This window comes from Pseudomonas sp. DrBHI1 (genome assembly GCF_002205115.1).
In the GTDB taxonomy this organism is placed as follows: Bacteria; Pseudomonadota; Gammaproteobacteria; order Pseudomonadales; family Pseudomonadaceae; genus Aquipseudomonas; species Aquipseudomonas mosselii.
In genome coordinates, this window is record NZ_NIBE01000057.1 from 1 (window position 1) to 18506 (window position 18506).

General features: G+C 64.5%; 18 protein-coding genes and 1 pseudogene. 10 read left to right on the forward strand and 9 right to left on the reverse strand.

Translation table 11 applies throughout. The features are described 5' to 3' along the window. Positions 1–179: 179 nt before the first annotated feature. Together CC207_RS10515 and CC207_RS10520 are read right to left on the reverse strand one after the other, a co-directional pair. The gene (locus CC207_RS10515) at positions 180–650 is read right to left on the reverse strand and encodes an OsmC family protein (RefSeq protein WP_088852059.1); all 471 of its coding nucleotides are present in this window, start codon (positions 648–650) and stop codon (positions 180–182) included. A gap of 32 nt (positions 651–682) precedes the next feature. After that, positions 683–1435, reverse strand: a complete 753-nt coding sequence (locus CC207_RS10520) for a methyltransferase domain-containing protein (protein ID WP_088852060.1) — start codon at positions 1433–1435, stop codon at positions 683–685. Between the two features lie 97 nt (positions 1436–1532). On the opposite strand from CC207_RS10520, the gene CC207_RS10525 reads away from it, so the two are divergent. From CC207_RS10525 to CC207_RS10535, 3 genes are all read left to right on the forward strand, one after another. Next, entirely contained in the window at positions 1533–2204 is a 672-nt protein-coding gene (locus tag CC207_RS10525) for a bifunctional 2-polyprenyl-6-hydroxyphenol methylase/3-demethylubiquinol 3-O-methyltransferase UbiG (protein ID WP_088852061.1), read from the forward strand. Between the two features lie 303 nt (positions 2205–2507). Next, the gene (locus CC207_RS10530) at positions 2508–3812 is read left to right on the forward strand and encodes an MFS transporter (RefSeq protein WP_028689504.1); all 1305 of its coding nucleotides are present in this window, start codon (positions 2508–2510) and stop codon (positions 3810–3812) included. A 93-nt stretch (positions 3813–3905) separates the two neighbouring features. After that, the gene (locus tag CC207_RS10535; RefSeq protein WP_028689503.1) at positions 3906–4217 is read left to right on the forward strand and encodes a hypothetical protein; all 312 of its coding nucleotides are present in this window, start codon (positions 3906–3908) and stop codon (positions 4215–4217) included. A 12-nt stretch (positions 4218–4229) separates the two neighbouring features. Here the strand turns inward: CC207_RS10535 and CC207_RS10540 are convergent, their stop codons facing one another. After that, positions 4230–5162, reverse strand: a complete 933-nt coding sequence (locus tag CC207_RS10540) for a LysR family transcriptional regulator (RefSeq protein ID WP_028689502.1) — start codon at positions 5160–5162, stop codon at positions 4230–4232. 116 nt (positions 5163–5278) lie between these two features. On the opposite strand from CC207_RS10540, the gene CC207_RS10545 reads away from it, so the two are divergent. Both CC207_RS10545 and CC207_RS10550 read left to right on the forward strand, forming a co-directional pair. Further along, positions 5279–5524 carry a DUF2790 domain-containing protein gene (locus CC207_RS10545; protein ID WP_028689501.1) on the forward strand — a complete coding sequence of 82 codons (246 nt, stop codon included), beginning with the start codon at positions 5279–5281 and terminating at the stop codon, positions 5522–5524. A gap of 99 nt (positions 5525–5623) precedes the next feature. Continuing rightward, positions 5624–6928 (forward strand): MFS transporter, encoded by a 1305-nt coding sequence (locus CC207_RS10550; RefSeq protein ID WP_028689500.1) that lies wholly within the window; start codon positions 5624–5626, stop codon positions 6926–6928. A gap of 6 nt (positions 6929–6934) precedes the next feature. On the opposite strand, the gene CC207_RS10555 is transcribed toward CC207_RS10550, so the two are convergent. Continuing rightward, positions 6935–7630: a tRNA (adenine(22)-N(1))-methyltransferase TrmK gene (locus CC207_RS10555; RefSeq protein ID WP_028689499.1), complete on the reverse strand. Its 696-nt coding sequence runs from the start codon at positions 7628–7630 to the stop codon at positions 6935–6937. A 169-nt stretch (positions 7631–7799) separates the two neighbouring features. On the opposite strand from CC207_RS10555, the gene CC207_RS10560 reads away from it, so the two are divergent. Continuing rightward, positions 7800–8180, forward strand: a complete 381-nt coding sequence (locus tag CC207_RS10560) for a RidA family protein (RefSeq protein WP_028689498.1) — start codon at positions 7800–7802, stop codon at positions 8178–8180. Between the two features lie 70 nt (positions 8181–8250). On the opposite strand, the gene CC207_RS10565 is transcribed toward CC207_RS10560, so the two are convergent. Then, positions 8251–9090 carry an RHS repeat-associated core domain-containing protein gene (locus CC207_RS10565; protein ID WP_081791537.1) on the reverse strand — a complete coding sequence of 280 codons (840 nt, stop codon included), beginning with the start codon at positions 9088–9090 and terminating at the stop codon, positions 8251–8253. Between the two features lie 181 nt (positions 9091–9271). Between CC207_RS10565 and CC207_RS10570 the strand changes: the two genes are divergently transcribed. Beyond that, on the forward strand, positions 9272–11272 hold the full coding sequence (locus tag CC207_RS10570) for a U32 family peptidase (RefSeq protein WP_028689497.1): 2001 nt from the start codon (positions 9272–9274) through the stop codon (positions 11270–11272). An 83-nt stretch (positions 11273–11355) separates the two neighbouring features. After that, the gene (locus CC207_RS10575) at positions 11356–12246 is read left to right on the forward strand and encodes a universal stress protein (protein WP_028689496.1); all 891 of its coding nucleotides are present in this window, start codon (positions 11356–11358) and stop codon (positions 12244–12246) included. Between the two features lie 44 nt (positions 12247–12290). On the opposite strand, the gene CC207_RS10580 is transcribed toward CC207_RS10575, so the two are convergent. The 3 genes and pseudogenes from CC207_RS10580 to CC207_RS10590 all read right to left on the reverse strand — a co-directional run bounded on the left by CC207_RS10580 (position 12291) and on the right by CC207_RS10590 (position 14443). Continuing rightward, on the reverse strand, positions 12291–12812 hold the full coding sequence (locus CC207_RS10580) for an acyloxyacyl hydrolase (protein ID WP_062361827.1): 522 nt from the start codon (positions 12810–12812) through the stop codon (positions 12291–12293). A 386-nt stretch (positions 12813–13198) separates the two neighbouring features. Beyond that, positions 13199–13525, reverse strand: a pseudogene (locus tag CC207_RS28290) (carboxypeptidase regulatory-like domain-containing protein); the annotation flags it as partial. A 42-nt stretch (positions 13526–13567) separates the two neighbouring features. After that, a complete protein-coding gene (locus CC207_RS10590; RefSeq protein WP_028689494.1) occupies positions 13568–14443 on the reverse strand; it encodes a LysR family transcriptional regulator in 876 nt (291 codons plus the stop codon). A 105-nt stretch (positions 14444–14548) separates the two neighbouring features. Here CC207_RS10590 and CC207_RS10595 point away from each other — a divergent pair, with 105 nt between their 5' ends. Continuing rightward, complete coding sequence (locus CC207_RS10595) at positions 14549–15934, forward strand: aldehyde dehydrogenase family protein (RefSeq protein WP_028689493.1); 1386 nt, start codon at positions 14549–14551, stop codon at positions 15932–15934. Between the two features lie 68 nt (positions 15935–16002). Here CC207_RS10595 and CC207_RS10600 read toward each other — a convergent pair whose 3' ends face one another. Further along, positions 16003–16899, reverse strand: a complete 897-nt coding sequence (locus CC207_RS10600) for a helix-turn-helix domain-containing protein (RefSeq protein ID WP_028689492.1) — start codon at positions 16897–16899, stop codon at positions 16003–16005. Between the two features lie 163 nt (positions 16900–17062). On the opposite strand from CC207_RS10600, the gene CC207_RS10605 reads away from it, so the two are divergent. Next, complete coding sequence (locus tag CC207_RS10605; protein WP_028689491.1) at positions 17063–18421, forward strand: glutamine synthetase family protein; 1359 nt, start codon at positions 17063–17065, stop codon at positions 18419–18421. Positions 18422–18506: the final 85 nt, after the last annotated feature.

Here is an 18506-nt window from a genome sequence, read left to right on the forward strand (position 1 = left end):
GGGTGCCGGGGTGACCATCTCATTAAGTAACCCGCCGTAAGGGCGGAAAGGTGATTAAGCGTCGACATCGCAAATGAATGCGCATACAACTTTCTAAACAATCAACAATCAACAATCAACAATCAACAATCAACAATCAACAATCAACAATCAACAATCAACAATCAACAATCAATATCTCACCCAGAAACCACCGGCTCACACCGAACCTCAGTCTTCACCGAGTTGGCAATAAAACACGCCTCATGCGCCATATGATGCAACCGCTCCAACTCATCAACCCCAGGCCGCCGCTCCCCGGAAAATTCGACCACCGGCCGCAAGGTCACCACGGTCATGGCCATGCGCCCTGCCTCGTCGACCCCCATCACCCCCAAGGCATCATCAACATACCGCTCGACACAAAACCGCCGCTTGGCCGCCAGGGACAGGAACCACAGCATGTGGCAACTCGACAACGCCGCGACAAACGCCTCCTCAGGATCCACCGCCAAGGCATCCGACATCGGCAACGGCACCACATGGGGCGAGGAAGAGCCCGGCACTTCCACCCCACCATCGAAACGCCATACATGCCGCCGGCTGTAGCGGTTACCGAGAAAATCCTGCCCGTCACGGTTCCAGGTCACTTGTGCGGTGTACTGCGCCATCCGATATCTCCTTGATCAAATAAACACATTGTTCAGCGCTTGCGCGCACAGATGCCAAAGGCCAGGTCGCCTATGTAGATGCCCCGCGACTGAAGTCGCTCGGCCTCCAGTCGCGCGTGCAGCGTATCGATCCCGACCTGCCTGGCCGTAGCCACGCCATGGGCGATGATCCGCGGCAGGCAGGCGCGAACGATATCGGCCAAGGGGTAGGCACTGTCGGGTGTCTGCACCAGGCACTCGGCGCGCAGGTCCTCGACCGCCAGCCCCGCCTCGCTGAACAGCCGATGCAGGTTGAAACCGATATGCAGGTCCGCCCCCTCGTGGGCCAGCATCCGTTGCAGCCATTGCTGGGCCTTGTGATGCAACGGGAAGGGCTCCAGGCTGGCCGGGGTGAGACTGCCGTCATGCTCCTGGAACACCATCAGACCACCGGGCAGCAGGTGCCGGGCCAACAGGCGCAGGGCCTTGACCGGCTCCGCCTGGTACATCAGCACCCGACGCCCGACGATGGCGTCGAACAACCCCAGGGACTCGGGCAGTGCCTGCAGGTCAGCCTGCACGAACTCAGGTACCGCCGCGCCCTTGGGTGTCTCGCGCTGGCGTGCGATTTCCAGGGCGCCCACCGCCTGGTCAACGCCGACCACCGCTCCATCTCCGTCCACCAGGTGAGCCAGCAGCCAGCTCACATCGCCGCTGCCGCATCCAACGTCGAGCACGCGCATGCCAGGGCCGATACCGGCATCGACCAGCAGGCGCGTGGTGAAATCCGCTTTCGCAAGTGCCATGCCATGCTCCTTCGCAGGTGCGCCAGTGTGCAGAGCAAAGGGCCTCGGATACAAGGCTGTCCTATGCTGAAGCCACCCACCTTCATCGAACCTGACCATGCCCACCACCACCGATCCCCTGCTGGACAGCTGGCGGCACAACGCCCAGGCCTGGATCGAGGCCGTACGCTCCGGCACCATCGCCTCCCGCCGCGAGGTCACCGACCAGGCGATACTGCTCGCCGTGCTCGCACGTCAGCCTGCCCGGGTGCTCGACCTCGGCTGCGGCGAGGGCTGGTTGCTGCGGGCCCTGGCGGCGAGAGGCATCGACGCGGTCGGTGTGGATGGCGATGGGACGCTGGTTGCCGCCGCGCACTCGGCGGGCTCACCGCAGGTTCACCTGGCCAGCTACCGGCAACTGGCCGAAGGCACGGTGGACATCGGCCACGGCTATGACCTGGTGTGCGCCAATTTCGCCCTCCTGCAACAGGACATCATCCCCCTGCTCTGCGCCATACGGGCCTTGCTGCTGCCCGGCGGCACGCTGCTGATCCAGACCCTGCACCCGTGGACGGCCGCCGCCGGCCACTACCAGGATGGCTGGCGCGAGGAGTCGTTCGCCGGTTTTGCCGGTGACTGGCGCCCCATGCCCTGGTACTTCCGCACCTTGGGCAGCTGGCTCAAAGCGCTGGAACTGGCCGGGTTCGACCTGCTGGCGTTGCAGGAACCGCAGCATCCGCAGAGCCAGGTACCGCAATCCCTGCTGTTGACGGCGAAGCGGCTGGGCTGACGCACCTGCGGCTACTCGTCGCAGCCTTTTCCTACTTGGCAAATCCTGCACAGGCCTTAAAATCCCGCCTCCTTTTCGCCCGTCGCCCCAGCCGGTGGCAACCGCCCGCAAAGACAGCGTTCACGCCTCATCACATCGCGCATGTGCAACAGGCTCAACCGCCCCCGCCTGGCCTGCCTCTATCAGGTCTGCGGTTGAATCTTGCCAAGGTCGCAGCCCGCCCAGGTCGCACTGCACCGCGCCACGACCCGGCCCGTGCAGCCGAAAAGGCGCATCTGAGCTCTTTTCAACCTTGAGGTAACTATGTCTGTGCGTTTGCTGGCGATGGCGCTGGCACCCCTGCTCGGCCTGTTCATCATTGCCCTGGGCAATGGCGTGCTGTCTTCCCTGACCACCCTGCGCCTGGGCGCCGCCGGCGAATCGGCGACCACTATCGGCGTAGTCTCCTCGGCCTACTTTATCGGCCTGACCCTGGGGGCGATCTTCAACGACCGCCTGATCCTGCGCATCGGCCACATCCGCGCCTACAGCAGCTTCGCCGCCCTGATCGGCGCGACCATCCTGCTGCAGGGCCTGTTCTACGACACCACCTGGTGGTTCGCCCTGCGCCTGATCAACGGCTGGGCCGCGGTCGGGGTGTTCCTGGTGATCGAGAGCTGGCTGCTGCTGGCCGGCGACGCCAAGATCCGTGGGCGCCTCCTGGCGCTGTACATGATCGCCTTCTATGGCGCCGGGGTTATCGCCCAGGCTGGCCTGGGCGAAGTCACCGGCTGGGGCGAGACCGCGCCGTTCATGGTTGCCGGCATGCTCGCCACGCTGTCGGTGCTGCCGATCGTGATCCTGCCACGGGTATCGCCGCTGCTGGACCAGGTGGAGCCGCTCAAGCCACGGCAATTGCTGGGTGTGGCGCCGACCGGGCTGGTCGGCTGCTTCGGCTCGGGGGTCGCCATCGCCGGGATCTACGCCCTGCTGCCGCTGTACCTGCAACGCATCGGCCTGGATGTGGGCAAGGTCGGCGACATGATGGCCTGGGTGATCCTTGGCGCCATGCTGCTGCAGTACCCGGTCGGGCGCTGGTCGGATCGCAAGGACCGCCAGGACGTGCTGATCGCCCTGGCCGCCCTGTGCACCGTGCTGTCGGTGCTGATCGTGCTGCTGCCGGCCGACACCGTGCTGCTGCCAGCACTGCTGTTCCTGCTCGGCGGCGGTGTGTTCGCGCTGTATCCAGTGGCCGTCAGCAGCGCCGCCGACCGTGCCCCGGCCGACGCGCTGGTGCCGATGATCCAGGGGCTGCTGTTGATCAACTCGCTGGGCTCGGCCATGGCGCCGCTGGCCATTTCACCGATGATGACCGCCTACGGCGAGGCCGGTTTGTTCTGGGCCTTTGCTGCCATCAACCTGACAATGGTCGGTTTCTTCCTCTGGCGCCGTGGCAAGCGCCCGGCACCGGAGCACCCGGCGCCCTTCGCGCCGACCGCGACCTTCTCGCCGACCGGCGCGGAGCTGCGGGTGACCGAGGACCTGATGCACGCGGCCCAGGAGCACCCGACGCTGGAGGCGATGGACACCACGCATGGCCAGCAGGCGCCGCGTCCCGAGGCGCACTGACCGCTCATACCAAGGACCGCCCGTCGCTTGACGGGCACCTTGGCGCGGCTGTGGCGGCCCAACCATGACACGTCATCCGACAGGAGATTCATCATGGCCAATCCACGTCCCCTCGCCTTGTTGCTGGCTCTGCTGCTTGGTAGCGGCGCCACCCTGAGCCTTGCGGCAACCGACATGAACGGTGGCGGCAGCCACACCGAACGCTCAACCGACCAGGGCAAGACTGCCGGTGACGGCAGTAGCGTCAACAGCCCCGGTGGCAGCAAGGACAACGACAGCAGTGACACCGGCACCGATTCCGATGCTGCCGACGGCGCTGCCGGTGGCTCCAACAGCACCGGTGAAGCCACAGGCTCCGGGGCTGGAGCGTCGGGCGGCAGCGCCGAGGATCAGGACAGCCGTTGACCCGACTGTCTGTCAACGCCAGTAGCGGGGCTCATCCGCCACTCGCTGATGCTCGGCAAACAGCAGCGGCAGTTGTTCCTTGAGAAAATCCAGCCAGGTGCGCACCTTGGCGTCCAGAAAATGCCGCGACGGGTAGATCGCGTAGATCTCCCGTTGGCGCAGCCGATGCGGCGCCAGCAACCGGCACAGGCGCCCCTCCTCCATGGCCTGGCTGGCCGAATAGTAAGGCAACAGACCCACCCCCATGCCCAGCTCGGTGGCCTTGAGCATGGCGTCGGCGACGTTGGTGAGGAAGGTGTCCTGGGGCACGATCACACAGCTGTCGGAATGCCCCTCGAACGACCAGTCCTCCTCGAACAGCGGGTCGACCGTGCGCAGGCAGACATGCTCATGCAGGTCCTCAGGCCGCTCGGGCACGCCGTGGCGGGCCAGGTACTCGGGGGAGGCGCAGAGAATGCTGTGGATGCTGCCCAGCGGGATGGCGATCAGTTGCGAATCCGGCAGCCCCTGTCCGATGGTGATCACCACATCATGCCCCTCGGCCAGCGGGTCGGGGTTGCGCTGCGACAGCGTCAGTTCCATCACCACTTCCGGGCAAGTGGCGTTGTAGCGCGCCACCAGCGGCATCATCAGCAAGCCCAGGCCATGGGTGCAATGAAAACGCAAGTGGCCGCGAGGCGTGAGGTGGGCGCCACGGGCCTCGTCCACCGCCTCCTCGGTGAGCAGCATGATCTGTCGGGTACGCTCCAGAAACCGCTCCCCCGCCTCGCTCATGCGCAAGCGCCGGGTGGTGCGGTGCAGCAGGCGGGTCTGCAGCTGATTCTCAAGCTCCGCGACGATCCGCGACACCTGCGCCGCCGAAATGTCCAGGGCCTGGGCCGCCGCGGCGAAGCTGCCGCATTCAACTACCCGGGCGAAGGTTCGCATCGCATGCAGCATGTCCATGGGCCGACACCCTCATTCATACATGAAAGGCAACAATCTATCACGGGATAGCCCATTTATTGTGAAACACAAATGAATGGATCATTAGGTTATCCGCACTGAATGAGGAGCCTGTCATGAACCGTTCCATCGCCCTGCTCGCCCTGAGCGCCACCCTCGCCTCGTTTGGCGCATTGGCCGACACCACCGCCAGCACCTACGAATACGGCATGCCGCTGGACATCGCCAAAGTCATCTCGATCACCCCGGCCAGCAACGACGCCGACTGCCAGGTGGGCACCGCGCACATGGTCTACGTCGACCACCAGGGCCAGACCCGCGAAGTCGACTACCGGCAGATGGGCAACTGCTCGCAGCTCTAAGCCCAGGGAAAAATACCAGCCATCTTGCTGAAAGTGCATTTGCCCGCCCGCGACACCGCCGCATGATCTGCCGGGACAACAACAAGAACGTCCCGGACCATGAATACGATCGATACCTCCACGGCCACGCCCGTGCGCGCCTGCGACGCCACCCATGCCCGCATCACCTGGCGGCTGATGCCGCTGCTGCTGGTGTGCTACCTGTTCGCCCATCTGGATCGCATCAATATCGGCTTCGCCAAGATGCAGATGAGCGCCGACCTGGGCTTTTCCGACACGGTCTACGGCCTGGGCGCCGGCCTGTTCTTCATCGCCTACGCGCTGTTCGGCGTGCCCAGCAACCTGGCCCTGGAGCGAATCGGGCCGCGGCGCTGGATCGCCACCCTGATGGTGGTCTGGGGCCTGTTGTCCACCGGCATGATGTGGGTGCAGGACGCTGCCGGCTTCTATACCTTGCGGTTTCTGCTGGGGGTGGCCGAAGCGGGCTTTTTCCCTGGCATCCTCGTGGTGCTCAACCGCTGGTACCCTGCGCGGCGGCGCGCGCAAGTCACCGCGTTGTTCGCCATTGCCGTGCCCCTCGCCGGGGTGGTCGGGGGGCCGTTGTCCGGCGGTATCCTCCAGGCCTTTCACGACCAGGGCGGCCTGCGCGGCTGGCAATGGATGTTCCTGATCGAGGGCCTGCCGGTGGTGCTGCTCGGACTGGTGGTGCTCAAGTGCCTGCCGGACAGCTTCGAGCAGGTCGCTTGGCTCGATGCCGGGCAAAAGCGCGCATTACGCGAAGAAATGACCGGCGAGGAGCGGCACAAACCCATCAGCTCGCTGCGCGGCCTGTTCGGCAACGCGCAGGTCTGGTTGCTGGTGACGGTGTATTTCGCGGTGATGTTGGCGGTCAACACCCTGGCCTTCTGGATGCCCAGCTTGATCCACGGCGCCGGCATCGGCAGCGACGGCCAGGTCGGCCTGCTCAGCGCCATCCCCTACCTGGCCGGGTGCCTGTTCATGCTCGGTTGCGGGCGCTCCTCGGACCGCCGGCGCGAACGCCGCTGGCACCTGTGCGCGCCGCTGCTGATGGCCGCCGCCGGTATCGCCCTGGCCGGCTCGGCACCGGGCAATGCCTTGCTGGTGATGACCGGGCTGGTGGTTGCCGGCATGGGCGCCAGCGCCGCCCTGCCGATGTTCTGGCAACTGCCGCCGGCGTTCCTGGCAGGTGGCGCCCAGGCCGCCGGTATCGCCATGATCAGCTCGTTCGGCAGCATCGCATCGTTCGCCGCGCCCTACCTGATCGGCTGGATGCGCGACAGCACCGCCAACCCGGGCCTGGCCCTGCAGGTACTGGCCGTGGCCATCGTGCTTGGGGGTGTGCTGGTGCTTAAGGTGCCAGCCAGCGTGGTCAACCCCAAGTAAGAGGCCTCAAGCCAGCAGGTCGCTGATCCAGCGTGCCTGGCGGGTCATCTCCCGCAGCTTGTCCTCGGGCACCGGTTGACGTGCCCGGGCGAAGTTGGCCAGGGTCTGTTGCTTCTGACGCAGCATACGCTGCCATTTGAACAGGAAGGCCGGGCTACGCGCCTGCATCAGCAGCGGACCAAAATACAGCTCCTCAGCCGTGTAGGTGACCGCGTCGGCACGTTCGGCGACGATGATCTCGTAGTCGAAACGGTTTTCCCGCAGCACTTCCTCACCGACGATCCGGTAGTCGTTGTCCATCAGCCACTGGCGCAACGCCGGCTCGCCGCCGTTGGGTTGCAGGACCAGGCGCTCGTGCCCGCCCAAGTGCTGTTTGCCGGCCTCGAGAATATCGCGAATGGTCTCGCCGCCCATGCCGCAGAGGGTGATCGCGGTGATGCCGTCACCCGGTTCGATGGCCGCAAGGCCGTTGGCATGACGCACGGTGATGCGATCCTCCAGGCCGTTCTCGCGCACGGTGCGTCGTGCAGCCTCGTAGGGCGTGAGCGCCACCTCGCCGGCCACCGCCGCGACAATCGCAGCGCGGCGCGCCAGCGCCACCGGCAGGTAGCCATGGTCCGAGCCGATATCGGCCAGGCGCGCCCCGGCCGGCACATGGGCGGCCACCCGTTCCAGACGCATGGACAATGTGTGTTCGTTCAACGCAAGCCTCTTCTGACAACCTGGGCCCGGCGCCAGTGGCCGGGTCGGGGCGCGATTCTGACCGGCCGCGGCACGCATTTCAAATACCCGCGACCGGCCGCCACGCCTCGACCAGCCCGACCCGCTCGCGTAGGCTTGGCGGTTTCCTTCCGTTGCAAGGCGAACCCCCATGGCAAACACCGACATTATCTACACCCCCGACCCGGACGCCGACTCGATCTCCTCGGACGTTGCCGAGTACAACGGCATCCTGGTCAGCACCCAGATCCCCGTGCAGGCCGACGGCAGCCTAGAGCTGGGCGATATCACCACCCAGTGCGAATGCACCCTGCAGGCGCTCAAGGTCGCCCTGGAGCGCGCCGGCAGCTCGATGGACCGGGTACTGCACCTGACCATCTACCTGACCGACATGGCCGACCGGGCGGCGTTCAACGAGGTGTACCAGCGGTTCTTCAAGAAGCCATGGCCGGTGCGCGCGGCGGTGGGCGTGGCTGCGCTGGCGTTCGAGGGGATGCGTGTGGAAGTGACGGCGATGGCGGCCAAGGGCTGATCGCCTCAAGTCGACTTTTCTTGCACTACGCCGCCTGCCAACTGCATCTGCTTGTCAGGCGGCGTGCCCCTCAAACCGAATTAGTAGTCAGGGTGCTCGTCCGACTAGCTCGTCTTCCTTGTGAGGCACCATCAGGTTGTCTTATAGACGCCCCTCTGGCGTTCAACTCCTGGACTTTCTCTGACCCCTTGCGAGCAAGTTCTTTATACTTCCCACTCAAGTCCCCAGCCATGGCATCGCTCATTTTGGAGGCACCAGCGGTCAGAAGATTGAGCACCGGTAGAACGATTTCCCCAACTGGATCAGATACGCCAGGGGCAGCTGGAATGATGTCGACAGCCTTGGCACTCATCTGAAGCTCGTTGTACGTACCGCCTGCCGCAACAGCAAATGCAACAGTACTGGTCACAGCGCCGAGTACAGCTTGTCCTACATCCCTTTTGGAAAGCGCCGGGAGATCCCTGGCCGCTGCTGGATCTAGCGTCAGTGCCTTGGCTCTGTCCACGTTGTAACTGAACATGTTCCAAAGGGTCAGCAAGTGCTCATGCAACTTCCCTGACGCATACCCGCCAGCCGTGTACAACGCCACGTTCAACGTCGCGACACGCCCCGTTGGATCGTTCCGGTTAACAGGGTCACCCATGCAGTACGCGTAGACATTCAAGCCCCCCACCGCAAACGGACTCAATCGATCGGGCGAGTTAAACCGCATCAGCAAAGGATTAAAGGTCCGATGCCCATTGCCCAGGTGGTAATGGCCTGTCAGTGAGTCACGGGCCTGGCCGCAATAGGCCAAAACTGCTCCACGCTTATCAGAAACCGCCCCATACGGCGTGTAAGCCCTAGGCAGGCTGGAGCTCCCCAACACTGATCGCTGCTGGTCGATCACAGCCAAACGGTTGGAAGTCATCGCATAACCTTTCGCAGAAAGATTTTGGGCCCAACGCTATCACCACCGCGCCGCACGCATCACTGACAAAAATGCCAGGCCCACTACCACCGTTTGGGCAAGTTCATCAGTTATGGATGCCCCCGCCCCGATTCACCGTTACAATGCCCGCCTTACCGTGACAGCCCGAACCTATAACGACATGTCCCTTCCAAAGCACCACCTGGAACTGCTCAGCCCTGCCCGTGACGTGAGCATCGCCCGCGAAGCGATCCTGCACGGCGCCGACGCCATCTACATCGGCGGCCCGAGCTTCGGCGCGCGCCACAACGCCTGCAACGAGGTCAGTGATATCGCCGAACTGGTGGAGTTCGCCCGGCGCTACCATGCCCGCGTATTTACCACCATCAACACCATCCTCCACGACAACGAGCTGGAGCCTGCGCGCAAGCTGATCCATCAGCTGTACGACGCCGGTGTCGATGCGCTGATCGTGCAGGACCTGGGGGTGATGGAGCTGGATATCCCGCCGATCGAGCTGCACGCCAGCACCCAGACCGACATCCGCACCCTGGAGCGGGCCAAGTTCCTCGACCAGGCCGGTTTCTCCCAGCTGGTGCTGGCCCGCGAGCTGAACCTGCAGCAGATCCGCGCCATCGCCGCCGAGACAGACGCGGCCATCGAGTTCTTCATCCACGGCGCGCTGTGCGTGGCCTTCTCCGGCCAGTGCAACATCTCCCACGCCCAGACCGGTCGCAGCGCCAACCGTGGCGACTGCTCCCAGGCCTGCCGCCTGCCGTATACCCTCAAGGACGACCAGGGCCGCGTGGTGGCCTTCGAGAAGCACCTGCTGTCGATGAAGGACAACAACCAGACCGCCAACCTGCGCGACCTGGTCGATGCCGGCGTGCGCTCGTTCAAGATCGAGGGCCGCTACAAGGACGTGGCCTACGTGAAGAACATCACCGCCCACTACCGCAAGGAGCTCGACGCCATCCTCGAGGACCGCCCCGAGCTGGCCCGCGCCTCGAGTGGGCGTACCGAACACTTCTTCGTGCCGGACCCGGACAAGACCTTCCACCGCGGCAGCACCGACTACTTCGTCAGTGATCGCAAGATCGACATCGGCGCCTTCGACTCGCCGACCTTCACCGGCCTGCCGGTCGGCGTGGTGGAGAAAGTCGGCAAACGCGACCTGCTGGTGGCCACCGATGTGCCGCTGACAAACGGCGACGGCCTCAATGTGCTGGTCAAGCGTGAAGTCGTGGGCTTTCGCGCCAACATCGCCGAACTCAAGAGCGAATCCGAGGAAGACGGCCAGAAGCGCTACCGCTACCGTGTCGAGCCCAACGAGATGCCCGAGGGCCTGTACAAGCTACGCCCCAACCACCCGCTGTCGCGCAACCTCGACCACAACTGGCAGCAGGCGCTGCAGCGCACCTCCGCCGAGCGTCGGGTGGGTGTCGAGTGGCATGCGGTACTGCGCGAACAGCGCCTGATGCTCACCCTCAGCAGTGAAGAGGGTGTCAGTGTGCAAGTGGCCCTGGACGGGCCGTTCGGTGCAGCCAACAAGCCACAGCAGGCCCTGGACCAACTGCACGACCTGCTCGGCCAGCTGGGGACCACGATGTACCACGCCACGGCCATCGAGCTCGATGCCCCGCAGGCTTACTTCATCCCCAACTCGCAGCTCAAGGCCCTGCGCCGCGAAGCCATCGAGGCGCTGACCGAAGCCCGGGTCAAGGCGCACCCGCGTGGCGGACGCAAGGCCGAGACCACGCCACCGCCGGTGTATCCGGAGTCGCACCTGTCGTTCCTGGCCAACGTCTACAACCAGAAGGCCCGCGACTTCTACCACCGCCACGGCGTGCAGCTGATCGACGCGGCCTACGAGGCCCATGAAGAGCACGGCGAAGTGCCGGTGATGATCACCAAGCACTGCCTGCGCTTCTCCTTCAACCTGTGCCCCAAGCAGGCCAAGGGCGTGACCGGCGTACGCACCAAGGTGGCGCCGATGCAGCTGATCCAGGGTGACGAGGTGCTGACCCTGAAGTTCGACTGCAAACCCTGCGAGATGCATGTGATCGGCAAGATGAAGAGCCACATCATCGACCTGCCGACCCCGGGCAGCGCAGTGGCCCAGGTGGTTGGGCACATCAGCCCGGAAGACCTGCTCAAGACCATCCCACGCGCGCCGCACTGAAAGACGACCCGCCGTCGCTCCACGGGATTTCATCGGCGGCGGGTCTAGACTGAACAGGGGGCTGCCACACGTGGAGGTGTGAGATGAGCCAGTTCAAGCGATTGTTGGTCATGCTCGGCCCGCAGATGCGCCATACGCCTGCCCTGCAGCGCGCCGCGGCGCTGGCCGAATCCAGCGGGGCCCTGCTGGATCTCAACGTCTTCGTCGACGATGTCGACACCTTCGGCCTGATGAGCGACGGCCGCGAACGCGAACGCTTGCTCGAGGACAACCGCCAGTGGCTGGCTGACGAGGCCGAGCAACTGCGCAATGCCGGCCTGGATGTCTCCACCGAACTGCTGTTGACCCGCGACCCGTTGGGCAGCCTGCTGGAGCAGGTCGAGCGCCTGGGCTGCGACCTGCTGGTCAAGGACGTGCAGCATGAACCCATCCTCAAGCGCCTGCTGGTGACACCGCTGGACTGGCAACTGCTCAAGGACAGCCCGGTGGCGGTGCACCTGGTCAGCGATATCCGCTTGCCCCTGCCCCGACAGATCGCCGCGGCGGTCGACCTCAACAGCCATGGCACTGGCGAACACCTGGACGACCAGGTGATCCGTAGCGCCCACGCCCTGGCCCTGCAGTGCGACGCCGAGCTGCACCTGTTGCACGTATGCGATGCGGCCAGGACCCATATCGCCGATTTCGGCGCCGGGACCGTGACCATGCCAGGTTTCGACACCAGCGTGCGCACGGCCCAGCGCACGGCGTTCAACCGCCTGGGCGACCACTACCAGATCGACCTGGAGCGCCGCCACTTCCTCGAAGGACCGGCGGTCAAGGCGATCACCCAGTACATCGCCGACCACCGGGTGGATGTGATCGTCATGGGCAACCATCGGCACGATGCCTTGCAGGCATTTCTCGGCGGCACCACGGCGCATGTGCTGGAGCACCCGCTGTGCAATGTGCTGGCGATCAAGGCCGTGCGTTAACGACTAAAGCCCGCTCCCTCGCGGCAGGAGCGGGCTTGCCCGGTTCAGAAGGCTTTGCTGTAGAACAGCGAGTACGACTCGATCCCATCGTTAGGCTGCTTCAACCCGGCGTTGGAATAATGCATGGCGCGAATGCCGATCTTCTGCTCCGCCGGCAGCTTCAGGCCGAAACCGATCCGGTCCTCGAAGTTCACCGACGACCCCAGGCGCTGGTCCCCCACGTCGGTCTTGGAGAATGCCGCCAGACCGATACCGGCCTCGATGAACGGGGTATAGGTAAAGCCACTGAATTCATAGACGAACACCGGGCTGAACGACAGCGAGTGGGCGCCGCTGGCCTCCCCGCCTTCCCAGTAGGTGTAGGCCGCGTCCCAGTAACCGGTCAGGTGACCAGTGCTGCTTTCCAGCCATTTCTTATCCCAGTCGAACGACAACCCGATACGGTAGGTCATGTCACCCTGGCTAGTGGCGCCCACGGCACCGGATACTTGGGCGGCCTGGGCCAGATTGGCGCCAGCGCATGCCAATACGGCGACAACCAACGCTGTGGCGAGATGGGTCTTCATTAAATGACTTCTCCTGATGGTCTTCACGGGCAGGCCCGCGATGTTGCGCGTACCTGCGGGCAAGTGGGGGCTGCGCCCCTCGTTATGCACCGGCGACCCGGCACATCCAACCGGGTTACAAGTGGTAATACTTCTTCGATTATTGTCCGAATGAACAGAAAGTGGAAAGTAATTTGCCACTATTGGCTAAGGACACTGCGTTCCATTCAAGGGTTCATTCGTATTTTGCCTCTTCTTGTTCGCCGCGAAGCCTCCTGCGCCTATCAGATCGAGCGCCGCCCGCGCGGCGCTCGATCTGATAGGCGGTGCAAGCCTGACGGCGGATACGTGGTAGCCCTCACTCGGTCAATCGCCTAGCGCCCAAAACACCTTGAAAGGGCTAGCTTTCAGCGCCAGTTCAGATCAACCCGCGCCGGCGCCTTGCCGTCCACCGTCACCTGCTGCTGCACGGTCCGGCCATCGGCATTGCCGATCACCCGGTAGTGCCCCGCAGGCAACTGCACGAAGATCAGCGGCCCCACGTCCTGTAGCGCCAGCACCGATTGCCCCTGGGCCGACTGGATATCCAGCGCAGCACCGCTCTGGAACTTGCCGTCCGCTCCCGTCGAGAGGGTGATATGCAGGTCATAGCCGGGCGTGCGGCGCAGGGCATTGGCCTCGTCCTGGCCAATACCGCCTTGTAGGTAGCGGATGCCGTTCTGCTTCTGGGGTTGCTTCCGAGGCAGGGATTCGCATCGCCGCGCACCGTTAGTCCATCAGGGCGCGGGCAGCTCACGACGCTCTTCGAGCAGCTTGATGAACATGCTCAAACTGCGCGACACCGTGCCCCGCCGCCACACCAGCCAGGTCTTCAGGTAGCGGAAGTCCTCGGCCATCGGCCAGGCGCTAACCGTGCTGCACCCCGGCATGCTGTCAAGCATGCTGCGCGGCATCATCGCCAGACCCGCGCCGGCACTGACGCAGGCGAGCATGCCGTGGTACGACTCCATTTCGTGGATCTTGCCCGGCACCGCCTGGTCGTGGACGAACCAGCTCTCGAAATGGTGGCGGTACGAGCAGTTGGCGCGGAACGCGTAGATGCTCGACCCGTTGACATCACGGGCGCGGCTGACCGGCGGGTGGTTCAGCGGCGCGATGACCATCATCTCTTCCTCGAACACCGGCATGCCCTCGAGCGTCGGGTGCAGCACCGGGCCATCGACGAAGGCCGCCACCAGGCGTCCGGACAGCACGCCTTCGAGCATGGTCCCCGACGGGCCGGTGGACAGGTCCAGGTCGACCTTGGGGTAGCGCTGGTTGTACGCCGCCAGCAAGGCCGGGATGCGCACCGCCGCGGTGCTCTCCAGCGAACCCAGGGCGAAGGTGCCCTGGGGATCCTCGCCCGCCACGGTCAACCGCGCCTCGTGCACCAGGTCGAGGATGCGCCGGGTGTATTCAAGGAAGTTCCAGCCGGCCGGCGACAGGCGCAGGCGGCTTTTCTCGCGAATGAACAGCTCGACGCCCAGGTCTTCCTCCAACTGCTTGATGCGGGTGGTCAGGTTCGACGGTACCCGATGGATCTGCTGGGCGGCGGCGCTGATGCTGCCGTGCTCGGCCACGGCCTTGAACATCTCGAGTTGCACCAGGTCCACGATCATTCTCCAAACGTGAATGTTTCGCTCATTATTATTCAGTTTTCATTAAAGCGCGCCACCCCTAGTCTGGGCTCATCCGATCAAAACAACGAGAGTCCTGCCATGAGCGAGATCAGCAGCCTGACCCACGCCATCTCCGTCGACCCCTATAGCGGCGAACGGATCGGCCACTACGCCTTCGACACCGACGCCGCACTTGACGCGGCGCTGCAACGCGCCAAGGCCGGCTACAACCAGTGGCGCAACGTGTCGCTGGGTCAGCGCAGCGAGTACCTGGTCGAGCTCGGGCGGGCCCTGCAGGCCAACGCCGAAGTCTTCGCCCAGATGATCGCCCGCGAGATCGGCAAGCCGATCAGCCAGGCACGTGGCGAAGTCAGCAAATGTGTCGGCCTGTGCCAGTGGTACGCCGAGCACGGTCCGGCCATGCTGGCGCCGGAGCCGACCCAGATCGAAAAAGCCCGCATCGAATACCGCCCGCTGGGCCCGATCCTCGCCGTGATGCCATGGAACTTCCCGGTCTGGCAGGTGCTGCGCGGCGCGGTACCGGCGCTGCTGGCGGGCAATACCTATGTGCTCAAACACGCGCCCAACGTAATGGGCAGCGCCTACCTGCTGGCCGACCTGTTCAAGCGCGCCGGCCTGCCTGAAGGCGTATTCGAGGTGATCAATGTCACCCCCGAAGGCGTCACCCGCGCCATCAACGACCCGCGCATCGCCGCTATCACCCTCACCGGTAGCGTGCGCGCCGGCATGGCCATTGGCGCGCAGGCCGGTGCGGCGCTTAAGAAGTGCGTGCTGGAGCTGGGCGGCTCCGATCCGTTCATCGTACTGGCCGATGCCGACCTCGATGCTGCCGTGAAGGCCGCCGTGATTGGCCGCTACCAGAACACCGGCCAGGTCTGCGCCGCCGCTAAGCGCCTGATCGTCGAAGAAAGCATTGTCGAGGCGTTCACCCACAAGTTCGTCGAGGCCACCCGTGCGCTGACCATCGGCAATCCGCTGGACGACGCCACCTACATCGGCCCGATGGCACGCTACGACTTGCGCGATGAACTCGATGGCCAGGTCCAGGCAACCCTTGCCGAAGGCGCCACCCTGCTGCTGGGGGGCAAGAAGGTCGAAGGCGCGGCCAACTTCTACGAGCCGACCGTGTTCGCCAACGTCACTCCGGACATGACCGCGTTCAAACAGGAGCTGTTCGGCCCGGTGGCGGCGATCATCAGCGCTCGTGACGCCGAGCACGCGGTGGCGCTGGCCAACGACAGCGAGTTCGGCCTGGCCGCGACCATCTACACCGCCGACTACGCCTTGGCCGAGCGCATGACCGCTACGCTGGACACCGGCGGCGTGTTCATCAACGGCTACTGCGCATCCGACCCCCGTGTGGCGTTCGGTGGCGTGAAGAAAAGTGGCTTTGGCCGCGAGCTGTCGCACTTCGGCGTGCGCGAGTTCACCAATGCCCAGACGGTGTGGCTGGATCGCAACTGATCTGGCGGCTTGCCCCCGCTGCCGAGCGGGGGCAAGAACTTCGAAACCGCGAGCGCGCTGCCGGCCGGTCAGCCCCTGCCGCGCCGAAGCGTCTCACTGGGCAGTTCGTGAAACAGCTGCCGATAGCTTTCGGAAAACCGCCCCAGGTGCCAGAACGACCAACGCATCGCCACCTCGGCAACGGTCGCGTCCCCCACCAGCAGGTCACGCCGCGCGCCGTTCAGACGACGCAGGCGCAACCACTGCGCCGGTGGCAGATTGGTGAAACCCTTGAAGGCTTGCTGCAACTGACGCACGGAAACACCGGCAACCTTGGCCAACTGCAGCAGATTGAGGGTTTCGTCGGGGCAGTCGGCGGCCCACTCGCTGACCCGACGCATGATCGCCCGTTCCTCGTCGCGCCGCCCCAACGCATCCCCCTGCAGATGCTGTCCGGCGTTGTCGAGGATGAACAGGCAGTCCTCCAGCAACTGCTCGCCCAACGCCCCGCCTTCCAGCGGGCAATCGGCCTGGCCCAAGCGGGTCAGCGTGGCGCTCAGCCAGTTGCCGAACAAAGCATTTTGCTGGCAGCTCAGTGGCACCATGAACAAGCCGCGCAGGCGTTCCAGGTCGAGGCCATGGCTGGCCAAAAACGGCTGCTCGAACACCACCGCCACCTCCTGATAGTTCTCCGGGGTGATCCAGATATTGCGGCTGTCTTCGTTGAGTAGATAGAGGCTGTTTTCGCTGCGGTCGAAGCAGAACGCCAGGGCGCCGCTGGGCGCGCGAAAGAATTGCTCGACCCGGGTATTCAGGCGCTCCTCGTACACCTCCACGCCATCGAGGCCAAGCCAGCGCAACTGACCGTTGAAATGCCCGGGGGACATCTGCCGGTATTGCTGCTGCCAGCCAGGGGTGGCGCGGGTCTGTTCGGTCACATCGGTGGTGCGGTAATCCTGGACCTGCAAGGCGGTTGGCGTTGTCACGCGCTGTCCTAGATGCACTCTTTTGGTGCATTGCTTGTCGAAAAAAGTGGATAGATCGCCGCGTAGGCTGCGACCAAGATAGTCCTCAGCGTCACCTGTGGGAAGTGCCCTGCGGCGATGAACGCCTTGCGTCCCACCACAACTACCCAACCAAGAGGTTTGTATGAACGCCCCCTTCGATCAGCTGTCCACCTGGCTGAAAGAACACCGGATCACCGAAGTCGAATGCGTGATCAGCGACCTGACCGGCATCGCCCGCGGCAAGATCGCCCCGACCGCCAAGTTCCTCCACGAGCGCGGCATGCGCCTGCCGGAGAGCGTGCTGCTGCAGACCGTCACCGGCGACTACGTCGACGACGACATCTATTACAGCCTGCTCGACGCCGCCGACATCGACATGGTCTGCCGCCCCGATCCCACGGCGGTGTACCAGATCCCGTGGGCCATCGAACCGACCGCGATCGTCATCCACGACACCTTCGACAAGCAGGGCAACCCCATCGAGCTGTCGCCGCGCAACGTGCTGAAGAAGGTCCTCAAGCTGTATGCCGACAAGGGCTGGCAACCGATCGTCGCGCCGGAGATGGAGTTCTACCTGACCCAGCGCTGCGAAGACCCGGACTTGCCTTTGCAGGTGCCGCTGGGCCGCTCGGGTCGCGCCGAGAGTGGCCGCCAGTCATTCTCCATCGATGCCGCCAACGAATTCGACCCGTTGTTCGAGGACGTCTACGACTGGTGCGAAATCCAGGGCCTGGACCTGGACACGCTGATCCACGAGGACGGCCCGGCGCAAATGGAGATCAACTTCCGACACGGCGACGCCCTGGACCTGGCCGACCAGATCACCGTGTTCAAACGCACGATGCGCGAGGCGGCGCTCAAGCACAACGTCACCGCCACCTTCATGGCCAAGCCGATCACCGACGAGCCGGGCAGCGCCATGCACCTGCACCAGAGCGTGGTCGACATCGCCACCGGCAAGCCGATCTTCGCCAATGACGACGGCAGCATGAGCGAGCTGTTCCTGCACCATATCGGCGGCCTGCAAAAATACATTCCCAAGCTGCTGCCGATGTTCGCGCCGAACGTCAACTCGTTCCGTCGTTTCCTGCCCGACACCTCGGCGCCGGTGAACGTCGAGTGGGGCGAGGAAAACCGCACCGCCGGGCTGCGCGTGCCGACCTCCAGCCCCGAAGCGATGCGCGTGGAGAACCGCCTGCCGGGCGCCGACGCCAACCCCTACCTGGCCATCGCCGCGAGCCTGTTGTGCGGCTATATCGGCATGGTCGAAAAACTCGAGCCCAGCGCCCCGGTGCAGGGCCGCGCCTACGAGCGACGCAATCTGCGCCTGCCGATCACCATCGAAGATGCGCTGCAGCACATGGAAGACTGCGAAAAGGTCCAGCAGTACCTGGGGCAGCAATTCGTCCAGGGCTATGTTGCGGTCAAGCGTGCCGAGCATGAGAACTTCAAGCGCGTCATCAGCTCGTGGGAGCGGGAGTTCCTGCTGCTCAGCGTGTGATCCGCCTTGGGGGTACCGTGCCCCCCTTCACTGACAAGCCCGCTCCCACACCAGCAACACCATTGCTGTGGGAACCGGCTTGCCG

Coding starts and splice junctions, on each gene's coding strand:
- CC207_RS10515 (WP_088852059.1), bottom strand. CDS start 650: ATGGCGCAGTACACCGCACAAGTGACCTGGAACCGTGACGGGCAGGAT.
- CC207_RS10520 (WP_088852060.1), bottom strand. CDS start 1,435: ATGGCACTTGCGAAAGCGGATTTCACCACGCGCCTGCTGGTCGATGCC.
- CC207_RS10525 (WP_088852061.1), top strand. CDS start 1,533: ATGCCCACCACCACCGATCCCCTGCTGGACAGCTGGCGGCACAACGCC.
- CC207_RS10530 (WP_028689504.1), top strand. CDS start 2,508: ATGTCTGTGCGTTTGCTGGCGATGGCGCTGGCACCCCTGCTCGGCCTG.
- CC207_RS10535 (WP_028689503.1), top strand. CDS start 3,906: ATGGCCAATCCACGTCCCCTCGCCTTGTTGCTGGCTCTGCTGCTTGGT.
- CC207_RS10540 (WP_028689502.1), bottom strand. CDS start 5,162: ATGGACATGCTGCATGCGATGCGAACCTTCGCCCGGGTAGTTGAATGC.
- CC207_RS10545 (WP_028689501.1), top strand. CDS start 5,279: ATGAACCGTTCCATCGCCCTGCTCGCCCTGAGCGCCACCCTCGCCTCG.
- CC207_RS10550 (WP_028689500.1), top strand. CDS start 5,624: ATGAATACGATCGATACCTCCACGGCCACGCCCGTGCGCGCCTGCGAC.
- CC207_RS10560 (WP_028689498.1), top strand. CDS start 7,800: ATGGCAAACACCGACATTATCTACACCCCCGACCCGGACGCCGACTCG.
- CC207_RS10565 (WP_081791537.1), bottom strand. CDS start 9,090: ATGACTTCCAACCGTTTGGCTGTGATCGACCAGCAGCGATCAGTGTTG.
- CC207_RS10570 (WP_028689497.1), top strand. CDS start 9,272: ATGTCCCTTCCAAAGCACCACCTGGAACTGCTCAGCCCTGCCCGTGAC.
- CC207_RS10575 (WP_028689496.1), top strand. CDS start 11,356: ATGAGCCAGTTCAAGCGATTGTTGGTCATGCTCGGCCCGCAGATGCGC.
- CC207_RS10580 (WP_062361827.1), bottom strand. CDS start 12,812: ATGAAGACCCATCTCGCCACAGCGTTGGTTGTCGCCGTATTGGCATGC.
- CC207_RS10595 (WP_028689493.1), top strand. CDS start 14,549: ATGAGCGAGATCAGCAGCCTGACCCACGCCATCTCCGTCGACCCCTAT.
- CC207_RS10605 (WP_028689491.1), top strand. CDS start 17,063: ATGAACGCCCCCTTCGATCAGCTGTCCACCTGGCTGAAAGAACACCGG.